The sequence below is a fragment of the Yersinia sp. Marseille-Q5920 genome (genome assembly GCF_946902935.1).
Taxonomy (GTDB): domain Bacteria; phylum Pseudomonadota; class Gammaproteobacteria; order Enterobacterales; family Enterobacteriaceae; genus Yersinia; species Yersinia rochesterensis.
The window spans coordinates 54,356-74,778 of record NZ_CAMPQA010000018.1 but is presented as its reverse complement, the minus strand read 5'-3'; the positions used below and the strand labels follow the sequence as shown (position 1 = coordinate 74,778).

Sequence of the window (20,423 nt, the reverse complement as noted above, 5' to 3'; positions counted from 1 at the left end):
AGCGCCCCGGAAAAAGTTCTGGCATACTTTACGGGCAGGCATAGAGTTGATCTCGCTGAATTGGTTGCACAATCAGTAGATCATATTTTCTCTATGCCTGTCCTTTTTTCTGGGGATTCACCAGCGCTTCGGCGGGGTTTTTGTTTCTGTGATATATGCAGGAGAGGAATGACTGTCCACGACGCGAGTCACTCTATAACGATGATTCCGAGACGGCCCATTAACTGTGATACCTGATCACTATCCAATTTGACACCCTCCAAATCATTTCTACGAATGTCTAGCTCACCGATGGCAGAATTGGTCAGGTCACAATGGGTGAAATTTGCTGAACTCCAGTCAAAAGATGAGAATTCACCACCAGACAAATCAGATCCGCTAAAATTTGCCCCTAAAATATTCGTACCCATCCAACGGTTTTCCCATAACTCACATTTCTCTAGGACAACTTTCGAAAAGTTCGCGTAACTTAAATTGTTTTTAGTGATATATGCACTACAAAACCAACTCCGGGCGGTAATCATATTCATAAAACTGGCACCGCGAAAATCAGCGCCTTGAGCCAGGCAGCCTCTTATTTCTATTCCTAATGCATTAATGTTCATGAAGTTATTCATAGTTAAATCGCAGTTTTTAAAACTGGCGTCTTTTAAGGTTGCACGATTAAAGTGACATCCCACCTGATATTCTCGATCGTAAAATTGGCAGTTGATAAACTGTGTATCGGTTAAATCGTTACCAGAAAAATCGCATTCAAAAAACTGGCTGTTTTCTACAGTGCTCCCAGTAAATTGATTGGTATTAAACTTTGTACTGCGATAGAGCGATGACATCATTAAAATACCTGTGTATTTGCTCAATCTGAGCACTGTCAGTTAACGGCTTCAATCTGTTTTTGAGTACGGTAGTAGAGTAGCACCACCACAAAAGCGATTATCGTCAAAAAGATCAAATAGGCCCCATAGGTCGGAAGCATCTCGGCCATCGTCTGCCCACGCATAGCAAAATCGCGATAAAACCGATATTGCCAAACTAACGGGAAGGCGTAGCTCAGGTAATAGGCCCAAAGAGGCATGAACCCCACCGCCATGGTTGCCCCACCCATAATAAATCCAGGTGGCACCAGGAAAGTCATGAGACTGGCACCTTCTCCCGGATTTTGAGTCTTCCAGGACAGAATCAAAGCTAACCAACCAAAAGCCAATCCAGTCATGAATATGGTGGGCAGATAGGCAAAATAGTTGCCCTCAAATCGCAGTTGGCCAAAAATAACCAACAAGGCGCTCACAATGGTAATGCCGGTGGTGTAAAAGAAGGCATAGGGAACCATGCGGCACATCAGTGCCAGTGGGCCTCGGTTGAAGACAGCATTGCTCCAGGCACCCGTGACTTTCAACCTGCCGATGACCATCAGTGTGGCCAGGCCATAAAAGAGTGAGGAGAAAAAGTAGACAAAAGCAATGCTGGTCGAGTTGGTTGCGGTACTGGTCGGGTTAAACAGATTGCGACTTTTCAGCAGCATCGGACTCAACGCCGCTTCTAGTTGGGTGTCGCCAAGCCCTAGTGCGGAGATACGGGCGGCACCAATTTCAGCTCCTAGTTCGGGGATATATTCATGTAGGTTTTGCAGCACTTCGGCATTTTGTGCTGAGTTGCTGTAGTCCGCAAAGTAACCAAGACGCACCGCGCTATCGCCTGTTTTTAAACTTTTCTCAAGCCCTTTCGAGATATAAAGCACACCAATATTACGGTCGTGCGAGGTCAATATTTCAGGATTTATGGGGGAGTGTAAAACCTGAGTGACTTCAATATAGGGCGATGTATTTATCTTCTGGATTAACTCGGTCGAATAATGAGAGGCATCAAGATCAATCACTGCAATCTTGCCCTCAAAGACGGTCGAATGTGAAAAAACCAGCGAAAACAGGAGTGCTATGACGGCTGCAACCACAATGGCGACCTTGTGATAGGGCATGACATGCCCTGACATCATGGCTCCAATCTCATCGGTCATGGACTTAACGATGTTCTGCATCATCCACCTCTAGCGTCATCCCGGTGAGCAATTGCGGTTTTTCTTCTGTGTAGATTCGGACTTGGTAGGAGGTCAAATCGGCCTGCCCGCGTTCTCGGGTCATGCGTAAATCAGAAAAAGAGGGGGCTGCCGTTGCAAAACGTACCACCCCTTTCACGTGGGTATCAAGCGCTGGCACTTGCGCGGTTACTGCTGTACCCGGTTGGTAAGCGCTAACCATATTTTCATTGACGTAAATATCAACATATCTGCGGTCAGTCTCCAGTAGAACCGCTGGCGCGCCAGTTGGTATCATCTCACCTGGCTCATAAAGGATTTTTAAGACTTTACCTGCTTCGGGAGCCGTCAGTGTCAGGCGGCCGTGATTGACCTCCAGTTGCCTCAGTTCTGCTTGAGACTGGGCTAACTGAGCACGGAGCTGATCCAGCACATTTTCACGGTTTTTGATCGACTCGCGCGAGTTGGCAATGGCTTGAAGTGTCATGCCCTGAGCGCTCGCCTTCTCAGAGAGGCGTTTTATCTGTTCTGGTGTCGTACCAATCATGGCCGAAGCAAGTTGGCGCTCAGCTTGCACAACAGCCGCCTGAGTCTGCGTTAACATGCTTTTTGCACTATCTAGCATGGACTGCGAGACACTGCCGGTGTGACTCAACTTGGCCATACGGTTAAAGTCAGTACGGGCCAGTTCCTCACTGGCACGCGCGGCACTCAGTGTGGCTTGAATTTCCTCAATTTTACGCCAGGAAGAGACTTCCGTTAATTTGGTTTCATCACTCGCGATCCGCGTCGCGGACTCTTCCAGACGAATCGACGCCTCCTGAGCACGGATAACCGCCTTGAGGCGCTCTATAGAAATGTTGGTATCCACCTCATCCAGCATCATCAAGGTGTCACCCTTTTGAACCATCTGAGACTCTTGCACCTGGCGCGTGACAAGTTTGCCGCCCACATTTTCAAACGCAATATTGATCTTATCGGCGGTCAGTACGCCAGACTTCAGACTTTGGGCCACGGATACCGCGTCATTTCTTGATCCAAAATAGATGAGGCTCGATCCAACCAACAGCAGCACCAAGAAAGTTACTGCTATTTTCTTTATTGGTTTTAAGGTGTTTTTTTGTTCTTGATTCAATTTATTTAGCCGGCTAAGTATGTGGTTGGAAAAGGGTTAACGTGATAAACCCCATGTTTTGGTTATTTTTAACTACTTTTAGCTGTTTTTTCGCAGCAGTTTTCGCAGCATTGAAATCAGGGATTCGCGTTCTTGATCATTGAGCACTTCGGCAAAAGAGCGAATGGCGTTGATGTGCCCCGGCAGCGCCTCTTTAATAACGCGGTGTCCCGCAGGGCTTAATGCAATTAAGCGAGAGCGTCCATCAGCATGGGTTCGGCTCATGGTAATCAAGGGTTCGGGGACGGAAAGCATACGTTTGACCATGACGGAGACAGTCGCAGGCGCGACACCAATGCGTAATGCCAGCTCGCTGGCAGCGGTTTCGCCTTCGCCATAAAGTGACATTAAGAGAATGAATTTACCTTCTGAAATTCCATATTTATCCGAAAGTTGTGCGTATATGCTTGAACGAATTAAATCAGCGGTGGTGATCAGGTTTAAGACTAAATCCACCCCGGAAACATCGGTGTCGAGATTTTCTTGATTCTGCACCCGAGCCAGCGTCTCGCGGGTGGGCAACGCCCTTGCTTTATATTCCATATAGATCACTTTTAATTTATTTAGCCGGCTAAATTATAGCGATGCAAATGAAAATTACAATAAGCAAAAAGCGCTCCACTGGGGGCGATATTTACATTTTTAAGTTATCTTTTGCCCTGTTAACGCTGATAGCGCAGCGCATCAACAAACAGTGAAAACGCGGTGGTGTGCTGCCTGCGGCTGGGGTAGTAAAGATAGTAGCCGGGAAATGGCTCACACCACTCTTGCAGAACTCTAACTAAATTACCGCTGGCAATCTCTGCCCTTACTGCATCTTCTGGCACCATTGTCAGACCAAAACCAATCATTGCTGCATCAATCCGCTGTCGTAAGCTATTGAAAGTTAACTGTCCCTCAACCCGCACTTTTAACTCGCGCCCTTCTTTTTCAAACTCCCAAGCATACAGGCCGCCCATTGTTGGCAGGCGCATATTGATACAGCGATGATTTTGCAGGTCGGCTGGTGTGGTAGGAACGCCATATTTAGCCAGATATGGGGGCGAACCAACTACAGCCATACTCATATCAGGCCCAATCCGCACCGCAACCATGTCCTTGGCAACCTGCTCTCCCAGGCGGATACCTGCATCAAAGCGGCCTGTCACAATGTCAGTTAAGCTATTGTCGACTGTAATTTCTACCTTGATGTCAGCGTATTCTGTGAGAAAGGTTTTCAGCACCGGCCAGAGCACAGAATCGACAGCATGTTCGCCAGCGGTGACTCGAATATTTCCCGCCGGGCGCGCTCGCATTTCACTCAGCGCATCCAGTTCGCTCTCAATTTCTGCAAAACGTGGCCCAAGGCTATTTGCCAGCCTTTCACCGGCTTCAGTCGGCGCCACACTGCGAGTGGTGCGGGTCAGTAAGCGAAGCTCCAGTCGCTCCTCCAGCCCTCGAATTGAGTGGCTTAAGGCTGATTGGGAAATGCCCAGTTTTGCTGCGGCTTTGGTAAAGCTACGTTCTCTGGCAACCATTAGAAATGAAATTAAATCGTTAAAATTCTCTTTTAACATCTTGCTTCCCGCTGGTTAGCACTCAAGTTTTCAAGTTTAGCTCAATTTATGAATTTAATTCATATACTCATGCACATTTCCCCCTCTAATACTCCGTATAAGCATTTGCTACCTTTCCTGCAACAGGCATTCATTTGGTGAGTATCTTGTGGTGGTAAGCAATAACAAACAGGGGTAAAGACAATGCAAAAGCGCACACTCGGTCGCAGTAATCTTGAAGTGTCAGCAATGGGTTTAGGCTGCATGGGAATGAGCTTCGGTTATGGCCCGGCAACCGATAAACAGGAAATGATTTCATTACTGCGCAAAGCCGTGGATCTTGGCGTGACATTCTTTGATACCGCAGAAGTCTATGGGCCATATACCAATGAAGAGTTGTTGGGTGAGGCGCTGGCCCCTTTGCGCGATAAAGTGGTGATTGCCACCAAATTTGGTTTTCAGGCCGATCCGAATGGTGGGCCAAAATGGGTGGGTTTAAACAGCCGACCTCAACATATCAAGAAGGTTGCGGAGGCCTCTCTCAAGCGCTTAAAAACAGATGTTATCGATCTGTTTTATCAACATCGTGTCGATCCCAATGTACCCATTGAAGATGTGGCTGGCGCAGTACAAGATTTAATTAAAGAAGGGAAAGTTAAGCACTTTGGTTTGTCTGAGGCGGGGGTGGCAACCATTCGTCGTGCCCATGCAGTTCAGCCGGTCACCGCGCTACAGAGTGAATATTCTTTGTGGTGGCGGAAACCGGAGCAGGAAATTATCCCTACACTAGAGGAGTTGGGGATTGGTTTGGTGCCTTATAGTCCGCTGGGTAAAGGTTATCTGACGGGGAAAATGACGGAATCAACCGAGTTTGCCAGTGATGATTTTCGTCGCACTTTGCCGCGTTTCACTCCAGAGGCATTAAAGGCCAATCAGGTGTTGATTACGTTGATTCAGGATGTGGCACAGCAAAAAGGCGCGACACCGGCACAAATCGCGTTGGCTTGGTTATTGGCGAAAAAACCGTGGATTGTGCCGATCCCTGGGACACGTAAGTTAAATCGGCTGGAGGAGAATATTGGCGCGGCGAACCTGGAGTTGACTGCCGCGGATCTTCAGCAAATTGACAGCGCAGCTGCGAAAGTCACATTAGTCGGCGAGCGCTATCCTGAGGCGCTGGAAAAACTCACCGGACTTTGATCTGTCACCTGAACATTATCAGGAATAACGGTGAAATTGCTCGCAGCGTCTACAGTTATGTAGTCCATGTTAAGTCCGACAGCTTTTGCTGGCGTGGAGGGAAAAGTGAAAATTACACCAAGCGGTTCTCAAGTATCCCAATCCGGTTCTGCCAATTATTTCACCGGCCAGGTGCGTATTGATGCGCCTTTTCAGGCGACTCTACCTGCCCGTGTGGGCGGCGCTTTGGTCACATTCGAGCCGGGCGCGCGTACTGCCTGGCACACTCATCCACTGGGCCAAACGTTGATTATCACTCAAGGCCGTGGCTGGATTCAGGAGTGGGGCAGTGAGATTAACGAGATGAATCAGGGCGATATTGTTTGGATACCTGAAGGAGTGAAACATTGGCATGGAGCAACGCCAGATACCGCGATGACTCACATGGCTATTGCTGAATCCCTTAATGGTAGCCCCGTTGAGTGGATGGAAAAAGTCAGCAACGAGCAATATCAGAAATAACCTCGGAGGAAATATGACTCAAGGTATTGAAAATAAAGTTGTGGTTATCGCTGGGGCCAGCAGTGGCCTGGGCGAGGCGTTGGCTCGTCGCCTGACAAAAGATGGCGCAAAAGTGGTGCTGGGTGCGCGCCGCATTGACCGGCTGGAAAAATTGGCCGACGAGCTATCATTGAATAAAGGTGCCGTGGTCAAAACGGATGTGACGCATCCGGATCAGGTTCAGGCGCTGGTGGACACGGCGGTCAGGCTTTATGGTCGCATAGATGTGATGGTGAATAATGCCGGGCTAATGCCGCATTCACTGTTGGAGCGGCGTAAGATTGATGATTGGAATGCAATGATTGATGTGAATCTGAAAGGGGTTCTTTACGGCATTGCGGCAGCACTTCCTTATATGAAAGAGCAGAAAAGTGGGCATATCATCAATACCTCCTCAGTTGCGGGCCATAAAGTGAGGCCGGGCAGTGCTGTGTATGCGGCGACCAAAACCGCTGTTCGTGTGATTTCTGAAGGGCTACGTCAGGAAGTGAAACCGTACAATATTCGGACGACCATTATTTCTCCCGGCGCAGTGAGTAGCGAGTTGGTGGACAGCATCACTGAAGCTGATGTCGCGGCAGGTATTAAGCAATTTTATGACGAAGTTGCTATTTCCGCTGATGCATTCGCCAGTATTGTGGCCTTTGCTATCGGCCAGCCGGAGGATGTGGATATTAACGAAGTGTTATTCCGTCCGACGAAACAAGAACTTTGATAAATACTTCGCATCTCTTTTCAACGCTCATCATCCCGGAGATACACCATGACAATGAAAGTACTCGGTTATGCTGCTACATCAGCAAAAGTTCCGCTGGCTCCCTTTGAGTTTACCCGTCGCGCTCCTCGCCCAGATGATGTGGTGATGGAGGTGCTCTATTGTGGTGTTTGTCATTCTGACCTACATCAGGCGCGTAATGACTGGGGATTCAGCACCTATCCTATTGTGCCCGGTCATGAAGTGGTGGGGCGCGTTACGGCGGTGGGCAAGGATGTCACGAAGTTTAAAGTGGGTGATTTCGCCGGTATTGGTTGTATGGTCGATTCCTGTCGCCACTGCAACCCGTGTCAGCAAGGATTAGAACAATATTGCGAAGAAGGAAATGTGCAAACCTACAATGGTATTGACCGCCATGACCATCAGCCAACCTACGGCGGTTACTCGCAAGCTATTGTCGCATCGCAAGATTTTGTATTGAAAATGCCTGCTGGTCTGGATTTGAAAGCTGCCGCCCCCCTATTGTGTGCAGGTATCACTACTTGGTCACCACTGCGCCATTGGAAAGTCGGAAAGGGTAGCAAAGTCGCTGTCGTGGGGCTGGGTGGATTGGGCCATATGGCACTAAAATTGGCTAATGCGCTCGGCGCTGAAGTAACACTCTTTACCCGCTCTCCTAATAAAGAGGCGGATGCCCGCCGCTTAGGTGCGCATCACATTGTTTTATCTACCGATGATGCACAAATGGCCGCGGCCAAAGGGCAATTTGATTTGATAATTGATACTGTGCCTTATGTGCATGATATCAATGCATACATGCCGACGTTGAATGTGGACGGCACGTTAGTGTTTGTCGGTTTCCTCGGGGATATCAGCCCGATGGTGAGTACCTTACCGATGATTTTGGGGCGGCGCTCGGTGGCGGGTTCCTGCATTGGCGGTATTGCGGAAACACAGGAAATGTTGGATTTTTGTGCTAAACACGGCATTGCTTCAGATATAGAAATGATTAATATTCAAGATATTAACCACGCTTACGAACGTATGCTGAAAAGTGATGTGAAATACCGCTTTGTGATTGATATGGCGTCATTGAAGCCATAAGAAATTCATATGCTATATAGATAGCGCACCAATGCCACAATCAATGTGGCATTGACACAATTTTCAGGACAGCCCCGACTGGGCGAATACCCGGTCATTCAGGTAAATCAATCAGCAATGCCCGCAGGGGAGTCTCTGCTGTAATCACTAAATGCTGTTCTTCTTGTACAAAAGCCCCGTCACCGCAGGTCAAGCGCTGAGCTTCGCTCACTTGCGGGCCTTTCACTTCGACTGTCCCGTGAATAGATTGCAGATATGCCCTCGGGCCGTGCAAATCAATTGTATATTGCTCACCGGCGGCTAAATCTAAATGATGAATCCACACTTGCTGGCGCAGCTTCAGGCTACCTTGCTCCCCATCAGGAGAGGCCAATAATCGCAATGGCTGAGAGCATAAAGACATGCGCTGCGCGAGATGACTGTCTTGTTCTGGACAAGCATTTAGCCATAACTGAATGCGGGTTAACGGCTTGTCTGCACTCAAGTTATGCTCGCTGTAACTAACACCCGGTTGGGTAGAAAATAGCAAGACATCGCCGGTTTTGCCGCGCACATGGTTGCCCAGACTATCGCGATATTCGGCTTCGCCTTGTAAAATCAGGTTGAGAATGTCAACCCGCGGATAGGTTCGCGGCTGGAATGATGCCCCCGGTGCTAACACTTCCTGATTCAACACCCGCAGTGAGGCATAGCCGAGTAATTTCGGGTCAAAATAGTGGCCGAATGAAAAAGTATAGCGGGCTTGAAGCCAACCAAAGTCAGCTTGCCCGCACTGTTTTGCTGTTCTGCATGTGATCATGATTGCTCCTGTGCCCGTCATCTTTCAAATTGCAGGTGTGTTGGCTGCGCTCAATTACCCGAATCACTTACCTGTGTAAGTTCATCGGGATACTTTCGTTTGCCGCCTTCCTGCACCTTGAAATCTATAGGGCATATACCTATCGCCATCTTTCAAATTGCAGGTGTGTTGGCTGCGCTCAATTACCCGAATCACTTACCTGTGTAAGTTCATCGGGATACTTTCGTTTGCCGCCTTCCTGCACCTTGAAATCTATAGGGCATATACCTATCGCCATCTTTCAAATTGCAGGTGTGTTGGCTGCGCTCAATTACCCGAATCACTTACCTGTGTAAGTTCATCGGGATACTTTCGTTTGCCGCCTTCCTGCACCTTGAAATCTATAGGGCATATACCTATCGCCATCTTTCAAATTGCAGGAGTGTTGGTTGCACTCAAACACCAATGACTTTGGCATAGTTTGTAGACATTAATCGATAAACAAATGGTAAGCGTCTGGACGGCAGATTGTTAGCCAGTTAATCTGGTCACTATATTCAAATTTCCTGATTGAGAAAATGATGGCCAAAGATCGGGCGCTAACGTTAGAAGCATTAAGAGTGATGGATGCCATTGATCGCCGTGGTAGTTTTGCGGCGGCAGCCGATGAATTGGGGCGAGTACCCTCTGCGCTGAGCTACACCATGCAGAAGCTTGAAGAAGAGCTTGATGTGGTGCTGTTCGACCGTTCAGGGCATCGCACCAAGTTTACCAATGTCGGGCGCATGCTGCTGGATCGCGGGCGAGTATTGCTGGAAGCGGCAGATAAGCTGACTACTGACGCTGAGGCATTGGCACGCGGCTGGGAAACCCATATCACCATCGTCAGCGAGGCCTTGTCTCCGGCGTGGAAACTGTTCCCGCTTATCGACAAACTGGCACTCAAAGCCAACACTCAGGTTTCTATTTTTACCGAGGTATTAGCCGGAGCATGGGAGCGACTGGAGCAGGGGCGGGCTGATATTGTTATCGCGCCAGATATGCATTTTCGCGCATCTTCGGAGATTAACAGCCGCAAACTGTACAAAGTGACCAGCGTTTATGTGGCCAGCCCGGATCATCCTATTCACTTGGAGCCAGAGCCGCTCTCTGAGCTAACCCGGGTGAAATATCGAGCCGTTGCCGTGGCAGATACCGCCCGCGAGCGGCCGGTTATCACTGTACAGTTGTTGGATAAACAGCAACGGCTGACGGTCAGCACCATTGAAGATAAACGGCGGGCATTACTCGCTGGTTTAGGTGTAGCGACCATGCCTTACGACATGGTGGAAAAAGATATCGAAGCAGGCCGCCTCAGGGTTGTCGGGCCGGAATACAGCCGTGAGGCGGATATCATTATGGCATGGCGTCGCGACAGTATGGGCGAGGCCAAGTCGTGGTGTCTGCGTGAGATCCCTAGGCTGTTTGCTAATAAATAAACGGCTACTGCGTGTCGCCTCGATTGGGAGGTGAGTGGCTATCTGTTAACTAAGCGAAACGGGTATCTCGTCCATGTGGCTCCAGCAGGTTTTGCTGTGGGCCGATGGAGATAATTCCGTAAGGATTAATGGTGCCGTGGCTGCGGTAATAGTGATGGCGGATATGGTCAAAATCTACCGTCTCGGCAATACCCGGCATCTGATAAATATCGCGTAAAAAGCCGTATAAGTTGAGATAATCGCTAATACGGCGCTTATCGCACTTGAAATGTGTGACATACACCGGGTCAAAACGTACCAATGTGGTCCATAAGCGTAAATCCGCTTCGGTCAGTTGATCACCGGTCAAATAGCGGTGTTTCCCCAGAATGTGTTCCAGCTTATCCAATGCATCAAACAAGGTGCTGACGGCTTCGTCATAGGCTTCTTGGGTGGTGGCAAAGCCCGCTTTATACACGCCATTATTGACCTGATCGTAAATCCACTCATTGATATCGTCAATCTTGCCGCGTAATACGGGAGGGTAATAATCGCCAGCTTTAGCACCAACCCCATCAAAAGCATTATTGAACATACGAATGATATCGGCTGACTCATTGCTAACAACAGTTTGTTGCTGCTTATCCCATAACACCGGGACGGTCACGCGCCCGCTATAATGGGGGTCGGCACGGAGATAGAGTTGATAAAGATAATCGAGATGGTAAAGCCCATCACCGGTGGTGGCGGGGAAGTCATGACCGAATGTCCAGCCATTCTCCAGCATCAGCGGATGTACCACAGAAACTGAAATTAGCGATTCCAAACCTTTCAAGCTGCGCGTTAGTAAGGTGCGGTGCGCCCATGGACAGGCCAGAGAAACATACAAATGGTAACGATGTGCTTCGGCTTTAAAGCCCGCCTTACCTTGTGGCCCAGCTTGACCATCAGTCGTCACCCAATTGCGGAATTGCGAGTTACTGCGTTTGAAATGGCCCCCGCTAGGTTTGGTGTCATACCAAACGTCTTGCCATACACCGTCAACAAGTTGCCCCATCTTTATACTTCTCCATAAAAACGCGCCCTATCAAATGATAGGGCGTCGTTAATTAAAATAGCATATTCATTTTGGCTACTGTGCTTACCACTTCTTACCCAGCAGGCGGTCAATACTGAAACCACCAGGGCCAGCAACGGCTAAGACAATGTAACCGCCAGCGATGGTCAGGTTTTTCATAAACATCAGTTGGTTAACGCCTTCCGCAAAGTTAGTGTGGAAGATTAATGCAGTCAAAATAGTGAAACCGGCGGTGAACAGCGCAGTGGTACGGGTCAGGAAACCAAACAGAATGGCCAGGCCGCCGCCAAATTCCAACAAAATAGTCAGTGGCAGGAAGAATCCAGGGACGCCCATTGCTTGCATATATTGCTGAGTACCGGCATAGGCATCACCCATTTTGCCGTAACCGGCAACAATAAACAGAATTGGCATTAGAATGCGTGCTACCAACAGGCCAGTATCTTGTAATTTGTTCATCAACGACTTCTCCAAAAAGTGTTTTGTATTAATGCCTGACATTTGCTGGCGTTAATTTTTCATCAAAAAGTTTATATGTGATTGTTTGCCAATATGTTTCTGCAAACGCCCTGACTTGATGAGAGAATGTTAATCGAGAAGTTGATAAGTTGTTAGCAAGTAAAACTGTCGTTTTTCATCAAAAAAACTGAAGTGACAGAATATAAAAGCCCGCCTATGGGAAGGTGGGCTTTTATATTCTGAGTTGATCAAACATAAGATAATTGTGACGTGGCAGTGCAGTGAAATTAGGGGTTAACGTAATAAAAAAGTATTGCGAAACAGTTGGATAGTACCCCATGCACTGACAGCTCTACGCGACCAGCGGATTAATTTGCTGGGGTGGCGGATACCGTAGAGTGCGACCAGGCTTGAACCCACCATCAGATATTTTCGCATACTGACGATTTTTACCCAGCCTCGGTCATAAGGTGCTGTGACTTCAATCCAATGCGCTGCGCTGTTAGCGAGATCCAGACGTTGCTGCTGGATCTCCCGTAACAATGCGGCCTTTTCCTGTGCCAATTGACGGCGGCTCAACGCTCTTTCTCCAATAATTCGCGGTCTGTTTCCAGTTGCTTGCGGGTTGAACCCAGCAGCGTGGAGTGACGCGCTTTGGTGAGTGTCCAGATAACTCCGATGATTGCCAACGCTAATAGCACGGCGGTTGTCGACCCCAGTGCGACTAAACGATAGGCAGGATCAATCGCCCATATGACTAACACAAGCAAGCTCATCAAACCGAAAGCAGTCAACAGCAGGGTAATCCCCGCCATTATCAGCAACTGAATCAGTGTTGCCTTTTCTTCTTCCAGCTCAATGGCCGCCAGCCGGACACGGGTTTCAACCATACCCACCACAATGGTGGCGATACGGTGGACAGTATCGAGGACCCCTTTACCGGGGCCCTGAGTTTGAGGAAGTTCAGCCATAATCAGCGGCGAGACAACAACACGCCTAACACCACGCCGACAGCAGCACCGATACCCACACCAGCCCAAGGGTTGTCATGGACATAGTTATCAGCTTTATCAGCAATCTCTTTGGTTTGGGCAGCAATTTTATCGCCAGTTTCACTCAGACGTTCACGTGTATCCTTCAACGCGTTCTCCGCTTTGGCCCGCAGCTTATCTAACTCAGCTTTCGGCTTATCGGTCGAAGATTGCAGCACTTCTTCCAAAGTATCCGCAAGTGACTTAAGTTCAGCGCGCAAATGTTCAGAGGTTTTATCTTGTGGCATGTAATAGCTCCTTAACATAACTGAGGTGAATATCTAATTTAGTGAATTTATCGGAAAGTTGATAGGTTAATAATCCTAATAGTTCACTGTGTTTGTATTTAAACCCGGAGTCGCTATTTCTGTGCCTGAGCTTGCTTTAACTCAGCTTGCGCCTCCGTTAACTTCTTCTGTTTATTGGCGATTTTTCCAGCATCACCCTTTTGCTGAGCTTCTTTGAGTTCTTGCTTGCGTTCTGCGACTTTGTGTTGCTTTTCTTTGATTTTTTTCTGCCGCTCAGCTTTCAGGCTCTCAACAGTACAATTATTTTTAACTTCTTTCAGCGCCGTTTCCAGACCGGCGGCGCGGCGAGTATTGCCATGCTGTTTGGCATAATCAATCTGCTGTTGGATCTCCTTAGCTTTGGTGTCGCATTCATTCGTTTGGGCGACACTGTAAAATGCAACCATCGGTAAGACCAACAGGAGAAAGGCCCGTAGTGAAAAAACGGGACGTAACAGCACAGTATGTAACAACATGGTATTGCTTCCTTTTACAGCAAGAATCGGTGATAAAATAGGTTGCCATGAATGACTAAGCATAGCTCTGAATTATGTGATACCCAAGTTTACTACTGAATTTTTATAGATTAATCATGTATCAGCAGAATAAATAGGGAATAACGGAGAGCTGATGACGGGGAGATGCTCCCCGTCATGTAGATTACCCTACATTTTGTAGGTTATTTCTGAAGGCGGGTAATAAACGCTGACGTTTCTTTGATTCACTCGTCACAATGACATAACCGCTTGGTAGGATATCCTGCAAAGCTTCGATCGCTTCTTTTTGCTGTTCCGGAGACTCAAGGCTCACCACCAGGCTGTCATTCTCCGGAGTGATGCTTTTGATGCGAATCCCCCGCTGATCGAGGTGTTGATACAGATAAAATCCATCGGGTAACGACAGACCCTGCTGATTAGGCCGAATTTTTAACGCACTTTCTGTGCGCAGAATCATTGGCGTAAACAACAGTGCTGCTAGCAATAAGGCGGTCACCGGCAGGATAAGATAGAGCCAAACTGGGCGGCTAAAACGGCCCCTGAGGGTAATCACTCTGGCTTACCTTTATCATTGCTGTTATTAGCCGGAGGGGCACTTTTTTTGCGCCAAAGCACATATAAAGAACCAAATAAGCCAATCACTAAGAGTGCCAGAGGCAGCAACATCAGGAAAAACATCACTTCATCTTCGTATTTCAGGAATACCGGTGTTTTGCCAAAGGCAAAGCCCATAGTGGTTAAGATCAAAACCCACAGCAACCCACTCATCCAGTTAAAGAATTGAAAGCGGGTATTGCTCAGGCCGGAAAGGCCCGCAATTGTTGGCAATAAGGTGCGCACGAATGCCAGGAAACGGCCGACCAATAGGGCGGATAACCCATGGCGGTGGAACAGGTTATGTGCGCGCTGGTGATAATGGGCAGGTAGATGGGATAGCCACCCTTGCACCACTTTGGTATTCCCCAGCCATCGCCCCTGAATATAGCTGACCCAGCAACCCAAGCTGGCTGCGGTGGTTAATACCACAATGGTCACCGGGAAGCTCATGGCCCCTTTTGCAATCAAGACGCCAACCAGAATCAGCAGACTATCGCCCGGTAAAAAGGCCGCCGGAAGTAGGCCATTTTCCAGAAAAAGTATCACAAATAACAAGATGTAAATGGCCCAGACTAAAGATGGATTCGCCAGTGTCTCGTAGTCTTGCGCCCATAAAGCATGTAAGAGTTCTTTAATGATATCCATCGGGTATTCCTAAAACGTCATTGTTTGTTGTATGCATCGTTATGGATATAAACACGATCAAAAAATATCTGATGGTTTTTCGTGTTTTAGCGATGGTTTTGATAAAGGAACCAAAGCAAACCAATTCGCTGATATCTAAAGGTAAATTGACTTCTTGTTGCGATGCTCACGTATTACGACAACCGAGAAAGCATCACGCCATAATATGGTAGGTAAGCATCCCGCTATATTGAGTATTACTCTCTTTCCAGCCACCCACACGATTTTGCTGTGTCGAAGCATAGAATATCCAATTGGAATAGTTCAACAGGGGCAGTGATTGCCGTGGCTGTTTATAGATTTCATCCGCTCGGCTGCTGCGGGACATAGCCAGATGTGCGCTATGCCAAGTGTTATTGGCGAATGAAAGATTAACTGAGCCGGTAAGTTTAGTTGCACCCAACCGGTTTTTTATGGCGGTTTTTTTGGCAGGAATGCCCATCAGACGCCATTGTGAATAAAGGGCTTTCTTTTGCAGGTGCAGATATGACGAAAAGACATTGACGGATGAGGAGGTGCCGCTGACGCAGGGACGGTCAAGCGCAGGTAACACTATACCTGATGAGGGATGCGTGGACGATAGCAAGCTGCCGGAAGCCGAACCGACCCAGCCAGCTACTGCAATAAACAGAGCAAACAACCAGCGCATATATTTGCGTTTCGCTCCCAAAGCATCCGAATAAAAAAGTGCTGCCACTTTAGCAAAATAGCGGGATATGAAACAGGGAAATATAGATGCTAATTGAGTGTTTTTTAAGCAATAGTTAAAAAACAGGCCTAACACTGACATTTGCTGACAGAACTCGACATTTACTGACTACAACATCGCATGAAGAGTGCCTCTTCGTGCTGGAAATCACCGATATCGGTTAGCTGGCCCATCCTTGGGCATTGCTGCCATAAGCCCTGGTCACATCGACTTTTGGCGAATTTGTCTCTAATGACTTATTTCAATGATTCGCTTGCTTGCGGCTTATCTGTAACACTCAAACCAAGCTCTTTGGGGATATCGAGATGAACTACCGGGTTTTCGGTGAATAAGTAGCGGTCTACATTAAACTCGAAATCATCAGTCGTGGCCCGGAACAGCATTTGTTTGGTATTTTCCAGATGTTGCCACATGGCGAGCTTACTGGCGTATGGATCTTTACGCATCAGAGCCTCAAGGATCCGATCGTGATCTTCGCACCAACTCTCGATCGACTTATCATCAATATGCTCGTGCAGTTTGATCCAGTAAGGGTTATGTACCCGCTGGCTCCACATTTTTTCGACAATCGTTGCCATCGCGGTGTTTTGCGTCGCCAGCGCCACTTGCACATGGAATTTCAAATCCCATTGCGAGTCACGAAAACGATCTTCTTGCCGCGCATGTTTTTGGATCTCGATTAATTGCACGATATCCTGACGGGTGACTTGTGTGGCTGCAAATTCAGCAATGTTACTTTCGATCAATTGACGCGCCTGTAACAGCTCAAAAGGGCCTGCGGTGGCGAATTCAATACCCTGGTTCGGCATGACCAAGTGTTTTTGCTGATTCGACATCACATGGATGCCGGAGCCTTTGCGCACTTCTACATAGCCCTCCACTTCCAACATGATAATCGCTTCACGGACCACAGTTCGGCTGACATTCATTTCTTCGGAAATGTAGCGTTCTGCGGGCAATTTATCGCCCACCTGATAAACACCGGCTTCGATGCGCTGCTTTAACTCTGCGGCTAACTGCTGGTACAACCGTCTGGTTTCTGTGAATTCCATGATTAAGGCTCTTGGGATCAAGGATCAATTGAGGCAGCAAATTTTGCGGCTCATTTTGTCTGGAAGGCATGATATCCCGTAGGAGATACAATTGGACTTGTTATACCACTTATCCCTATTGGGTTCTAGTTATTGCTATCACAGTTATGATGGAAAATGTGCAGTAAAGGAGGGCGGCTCGGGGATAAAAAGCCCGGCAAATATCACCGGGCTGATGGTGTCTCTCGCGTAAAGTCTTGGATTAATTCTGTCCGGCTGGCGTTTGTTGTACCGGATCGATAGCGGGTTCGGCTGCCGGGCGGTTTTGCAGTACCGTCCAGATAACCACGACGGCTAACACGTCAAATACGGCGAGTGCGGCAAACAGTGGGCTGAAGCCCATGGTATCTGCCAAAGCACCCACTACCAGGGCGAACATAGTACTGGCCGTCCAAGCCGCCATTCCCGTCAAGCCGTTGGCGGTGGCCACTTCGTTACGGCCAAAGACGTCAGACGATAAGGTAATCAGCGCACCAGACAGTGATTGGTGAGCAAATCCACCGACACACAGCAGGGCGATAGCCGCGTAAGGGCTGGTGAACAGGCCAATCATCCCCGGCCCAATCATCAACAAGCCGCCCATAGTGACCACTAACTTACGGGAAACAATCAGGTTAACTTTGAGATATTTCTGGAACAATGGTGGCAGATAGCCACCCAGAATGCAGCCCAGGTCGGCAAACAGCATTGGCATCCAGGCAAACATGGCGATTTCTTTCAAGTTAAAGCCATAAGCTTTAAACATGAACAGTGGGATCCACGCGTTGAATGTGCCCCAAGCGGGTTCTGCCAAGAAACGTGGTATTGCAATACCCCAGAACTGGCGGTTACGGATAATCTGCATTGCAGACATCTTTTTGGCGTTAGCAGTAGAGTGCTGCGCTTCTTGGCCACTCAGGATGTACTCACGCTCTTCATCAGACAGTTTTTTCTGATCTTTCGGGTGTTTGTACAGGATTAACCAAGCAATGGCCCAAATCAGGCTAAGCACACCGGTAATGATAAATGCCATCTGCCAGCTGTGCATCATGATAGCCCACACCACTAATGGTGGTGCAATCATGCCGCCGATAGAAGAACCTACGTTGAAGTAACCCACGGCAATGGAGCGTTCTTTTGCTGGGAACCACTCACTGGTCGCTTTCAGACCCGCAGGGATCATGGCGGCTTCTGCTGCACCCACAGCACCACGAGCAATCGCTAAACCGCCCCAACTGCTGGCTAATGCGGTACTCATACAGAATATGGCCCACATGACGGCAAACATGGCATAACCGACTTTCGTCCCCACCACATCCAGAATATAGCCAGCTACCGGCTGCATCAGAGTGTAAGCGGCTGAATAAGCGGCGATAATATAAGAATATTGCTGTGTCGTGATATGTAACTGCTCTTGCAACGTTGGTGCGGCAACGGCAATAGCGTTACGCGTCAGGTAACCTAATATAGTGCCCACGGTAACCAAAGCGATCATGTACCAGCGTAAGCCTTTAATTTTACGCATCATTTTTAACTTTCTCCCAGTATTAGATTACTGCCATGAAACACCGCCTGTCGTGATGTTTCATGGCGCAATGTGGCCCAATCCGACATTGCTGTGCATGCGGTGGTGCCTGGCCTTTCTTATTCATGAGTTGAGGCTGGCGTGCTGGCGGTCGCTTCAACTATTTTAGGTTTCCCTTCCTATCCGAGACCGCAGTGCTGGTACGGCGCTCATTTTTTATACCTATTTGGGTCAAATCAATGCCTTTATTTGAACATGGCTAATGAGATGACTGATGGCGACGCAACAATAACTTGTCATACAGATTTAAAAGTTGAGTGATATCACAAAAACCACTTTTCAATTAGGGAATAATAGAACCCAGCAGACTTAGTGCCTAAAGGGACTAAATAGACTATAAATGTTGAGTATTTGTTCTTTTTGTTAGGTTTTTGCGATCTTTATCTATAAAAAAATGCTGGACGATAGATGAAATTGGTGTGATAACTTCGCGATAACAGAAAGCAGAACTCTAAGATGTTTCAAGTGAGGAACCTAATATGTCGCAGTTTTTGACCGAAGACTTTTTGCTCGACACTGAATTTGCCCGCCGTCTGTATCATGACTACGCGAAAGATCAGCCAATATATGATTATCACTGTCATTTACCCCCTGAACAGATCGCAGAAAATACCCGCTTTAAGAATATGTATGACATCTGGTTGAAAGGTGACCATTACAAATGGCGAGCTATGCGCACTAATGGTGTCGCGGAGCGTTTCTGTACCGGTGATGCCAGCGACCGTGAGAAGTTTGATGCTTGGGCTGCAACGGTTCCTCATACTATTGGTAACCCTTTGTATCACTGGACGCATCTTGAATTACGCCGTCCATTTGGTATTACAGGTAAGTTATTGTCCCCCGCCACATCAGAAGAAATCTGGCAGCGCGGTAACGAGTTGCTGGCTCAGGACAGCTTCTCTGCGCGCGGTATCATGCAGCAGATGAATGTCAAAATGGTCGGTACTACTGATGACCCGATTGATGACTTGCGCCACCATAAAGCTATTGCGGCTGACGGCAGCTTCAATATCAAAGTGTTACCAAGCTGGCGTCCAGACAAAGCTTTCAATATTGAAGCCGCAGGTTTCAACGATTATATGCAACGCCTGGAAGCTGCCGCTGACACTTCTATTAGCCGCTTTGCTGATTTGTGTTCCGCGCTGAACAAACGTATGGATCACTTTGCCGCCCATGGTTGTAAAGTTTCTGACCACGCGCTGGATGTGGTGGTTTACGGTGAAGCTGATGAAGCGACTTTAGACGGCATTCTCGCCCGTCGTTTGGCCGGTAATCAGCCAAGTACCGAAGAAATCGCTCAGTTTAAAACCGCTGTCTTATTATTCCTGTCTGGCGAGTATCACCGCCGTGAATGGGTGCAGCAGTATCACATCGGCGCATTGCGTAATAACAACAGCCGCATGTTCAATCTGGTCGGGCCGGATATCGGCTTTGACTCCATTAATGACCAACCCTTAGCGCAGCCTTTATCTCGCTTATTGGATGCACAGGGCCTGCGCAATTCGCTGCCAAAAACCATCCTTTACTGCTTGAATCCACGGGATAACGAAGTGATCGGCACCATGGTAGGCAACTTCCAGGGCGAAGGTCCTGCCGGGAAAATGCAGTTTGGTTCTGGCTGGTGGTTCAATGACCAAAAAGATGGCATGCAACGCCAAATGACCCAATTGGCCCAGCTCGGTTTGTTGAGCCGCTTTGTTGGGATGCTAACTGATAGCCGCAGCTTCCTGTCTTATACCCGCCATGAATACTTCCGTCGCATTCTGTGCCAGATGATTGGGCGCTGGGTCGAAGATGGTGAAGCTCCGGCAGATATTGAGCTGCTGGGTTCTATGGTGAAAAACATCTGCTTTGATAACGCCAAACAATATTTCGCTATCGAGCTGTAATC

23 protein-coding genes are annotated in these 20,423 nt (G+C 48.1%); 6 read left to right on the top strand and 17 right to left on the bottom strand.

Going from position 1 to position 20,423, the window contains the following annotated elements:
- Positions 1–188: 188 nt before the first annotated feature.
- The 5 genes from OVO64_RS19505 to OVO64_RS19485 all read right to left on the bottom strand — a co-directional run bounded on the left by OVO64_RS19505 (position 189) and on the right by OVO64_RS19485 (position 4,762).
- Positions 189–833, bottom strand: coding sequence for a Qnr family pentapeptide repeat protein (locus OVO64_RS19505; protein WP_050292054.1), 645 nt, complete (start codon positions 831–833; stop codon positions 189–191).
- Between the two features lie 38 nt (positions 834–871).
- Complete coding sequence (locus OVO64_RS19500; protein WP_145510078.1) at positions 872–2,035, bottom strand: ABC transporter permease; 1,164 nt, start codon at positions 2,033–2,035, stop codon at positions 872–874.
- Positions 2,019–3,047, bottom strand: coding sequence for an HlyD family secretion protein (locus OVO64_RS19495; protein ID WP_050292036.1), 1,029 nt, complete (start codon positions 3,045–3,047; stop codon positions 2,019–2,021). Before OVO64_RS19495 ends, OVO64_RS19500 begins: the two co-directional genes overlap by 17 nt.
- A 198-nt stretch (positions 3,048–3,245) precedes the next feature.
- The gene (locus OVO64_RS19490) at positions 3,246–3,749 is read right to left on the bottom strand and encodes a MarR family winged helix-turn-helix transcriptional regulator (protein WP_038638824.1); all 504 of its coding nucleotides are present in this window, start codon (positions 3,747–3,749) and stop codon (positions 3,246–3,248) included.
- 119 nt (positions 3,750–3,868) lie between these two features.
- On the bottom strand, positions 3,869–4,762 hold the full coding sequence (locus OVO64_RS19485; protein WP_120011516.1) for a LysR family transcriptional regulator: 894 nt from the start codon (positions 4,760–4,762) through the stop codon (positions 3,869–3,871).
- 183 nt (positions 4,763–4,945) lie between these two features.
- Between OVO64_RS19485 and OVO64_RS19480 the strand changes: the two genes are divergently transcribed.
- The 4 genes from OVO64_RS19480 (at position 4,946) to OVO64_RS19465 (ending at position 8,300) form a co-directional block, all read left to right on the top strand.
- On the top strand, positions 4,946–5,941 hold the full coding sequence (locus OVO64_RS19480; RefSeq protein WP_038638829.1) for an aldo/keto reductase: 996 nt from the start codon (positions 4,946–4,948) through the stop codon (positions 5,939–5,941).
- A 66-nt stretch (positions 5,942–6,007) separates the two neighbouring features.
- Positions 6,008–6,442, top strand: coding sequence for a cupin domain-containing protein (locus OVO64_RS19475; RefSeq protein ID WP_038638832.1), 435 nt, complete (start codon positions 6,008–6,010; stop codon positions 6,440–6,442).
- Positions 6,443–6,455: 13 nt separating this feature from the next.
- Positions 6,456–7,196: an SDR family oxidoreductase gene (locus OVO64_RS19470; RefSeq protein WP_038638834.1), complete on the top strand. Its 741-nt coding sequence runs from the start codon at positions 6,456–6,458 to the stop codon at positions 7,194–7,196.
- 48 nt (positions 7,197–7,244) lie between these two features.
- Positions 7,245–8,300 carry an NAD(P)-dependent alcohol dehydrogenase gene (locus tag OVO64_RS19465; protein ID WP_038638837.1) on the top strand — a complete coding sequence of 352 codons (1,056 nt, stop codon included), beginning with the start codon at positions 7,245–7,247 and terminating at the stop codon, positions 8,298–8,300.
- Positions 8,301–8,394: 94 nt separating this feature from the next.
- On the opposite strand, the gene OVO64_RS19460 is transcribed toward OVO64_RS19465, so the two are convergent.
- Positions 8,395–9,099, bottom strand: a complete 705-nt coding sequence (locus OVO64_RS19460; RefSeq protein ID WP_038638840.1) for a pirin family protein — start codon at positions 9,097–9,099, stop codon at positions 8,395–8,397.
- A gap of 560 nt (positions 9,100–9,659) precedes the next feature.
- Between OVO64_RS19460 and OVO64_RS19455 the strand changes: the two genes are divergently transcribed.
- Positions 9,660–10,556, top strand: coding sequence for a LysR family transcriptional regulator (locus OVO64_RS19455; protein ID WP_038638842.1), 897 nt, complete (start codon positions 9,660–9,662; stop codon positions 10,554–10,556).
- A gap of 49 nt (positions 10,557–10,605) precedes the next feature.
- Here the strand turns inward: OVO64_RS19455 and OVO64_RS19450 are convergent, their stop codons facing one another.
- The 11 genes from OVO64_RS19450 to OVO64_RS19400 form a co-directional block, all read right to left on the bottom strand.
- Positions 10,606–11,592, bottom strand: a complete 987-nt coding sequence (locus OVO64_RS19450; RefSeq protein WP_267248954.1) for a glutathione S-transferase family protein — start codon at positions 11,590–11,592, stop codon at positions 10,606–10,608.
- A gap of 84 nt (positions 11,593–11,676) precedes the next feature.
- Positions 11,677–12,072 (bottom strand): DoxX family protein, encoded by a 396-nt coding sequence (locus tag OVO64_RS19445; RefSeq protein WP_004391987.1) that lies wholly within the window; start codon positions 12,070–12,072, stop codon positions 11,677–11,679.
- Between the two features lie 294 nt (positions 12,073–12,366).
- Positions 12,367–12,651, bottom strand: a complete 285-nt coding sequence (locus OVO64_RS19440) for a YqjK-like family protein (RefSeq protein ID WP_032820580.1) — start codon at positions 12,649–12,651, stop codon at positions 12,367–12,369.
- Entirely contained in the window at positions 12,648–13,043 is a 396-nt protein-coding gene (locus OVO64_RS19435) for a phage holin family protein (RefSeq protein ID WP_004391985.1), read from the bottom strand. The genes OVO64_RS19440 and OVO64_RS19435 overlap by 4 nt, the downstream gene beginning before the upstream one ends.
- A 2-nt stretch (positions 13,044–13,045) precedes the next feature.
- Positions 13,046–13,351 (bottom strand): DUF883 family protein, encoded by a 306-nt coding sequence (locus tag OVO64_RS19430; RefSeq protein ID WP_038638849.1) that lies wholly within the window; start codon positions 13,349–13,351, stop codon positions 13,046–13,048.
- Between the two features lie 113 nt (positions 13,352–13,464).
- On the bottom strand, positions 13,465–13,866 hold the full coding sequence (locus OVO64_RS19425) for a DUF1090 domain-containing protein (RefSeq protein WP_042562484.1): 402 nt from the start codon (positions 13,864–13,866) through the stop codon (positions 13,465–13,467).
- 184 nt (positions 13,867–14,050) lie between these two features.
- Positions 14,051–14,440: an EnvZ/OmpR regulon moderator MzrA gene (gene mzrA / locus OVO64_RS19420; protein WP_032820578.1), complete on the bottom strand. Its 390-nt coding sequence runs from the start codon at positions 14,438–14,440 to the stop codon at positions 14,051–14,053.
- Entirely contained in the window at positions 14,437–15,129 is a 693-nt protein-coding gene (locus OVO64_RS19415; protein WP_004391980.1) for a DedA family protein, read from the bottom strand. Before OVO64_RS19415 ends, mzrA begins: the two co-directional genes overlap by 4 nt.
- Positions 15,130–15,322: 193 nt before the next feature.
- Complete coding sequence (locus tag OVO64_RS19410; protein WP_038640016.1) at positions 15,323–15,817, bottom strand: hypothetical protein; 495 nt, start codon at positions 15,815–15,817, stop codon at positions 15,323–15,325.
- 296 nt (positions 15,818–16,113) lie between these two features.
- The gene (exuR, locus tag OVO64_RS19405) at positions 16,114–16,929 is read right to left on the bottom strand and encodes a transcriptional regulator ExuR (RefSeq protein WP_038638851.1); all 816 of its coding nucleotides are present in this window, start codon (positions 16,927–16,929) and stop codon (positions 16,114–16,116) included.
- 241 nt (positions 16,930–17,170) lie between these two features.
- Positions 17,171–18,475 carry an MFS transporter gene (locus tag OVO64_RS19400; protein WP_323744690.1) on the bottom strand — a complete coding sequence of 435 codons (1,305 nt, stop codon included), beginning with the start codon at positions 18,473–18,475 and terminating at the stop codon, positions 17,171–17,173.
- A gap of 536 nt (positions 18,476–19,011) precedes the next feature.
- On the opposite strand from OVO64_RS19400, the gene uxaC reads away from it, so the two are divergent.
- Complete coding sequence (gene uxaC / locus OVO64_RS19395) at positions 19,012–20,421, top strand: glucuronate isomerase (protein WP_038638855.1); 1,410 nt, start codon at positions 19,012–19,014, stop codon at positions 20,419–20,421.
- Positions 20,422–20,423: the final 2 nt, after the last annotated feature.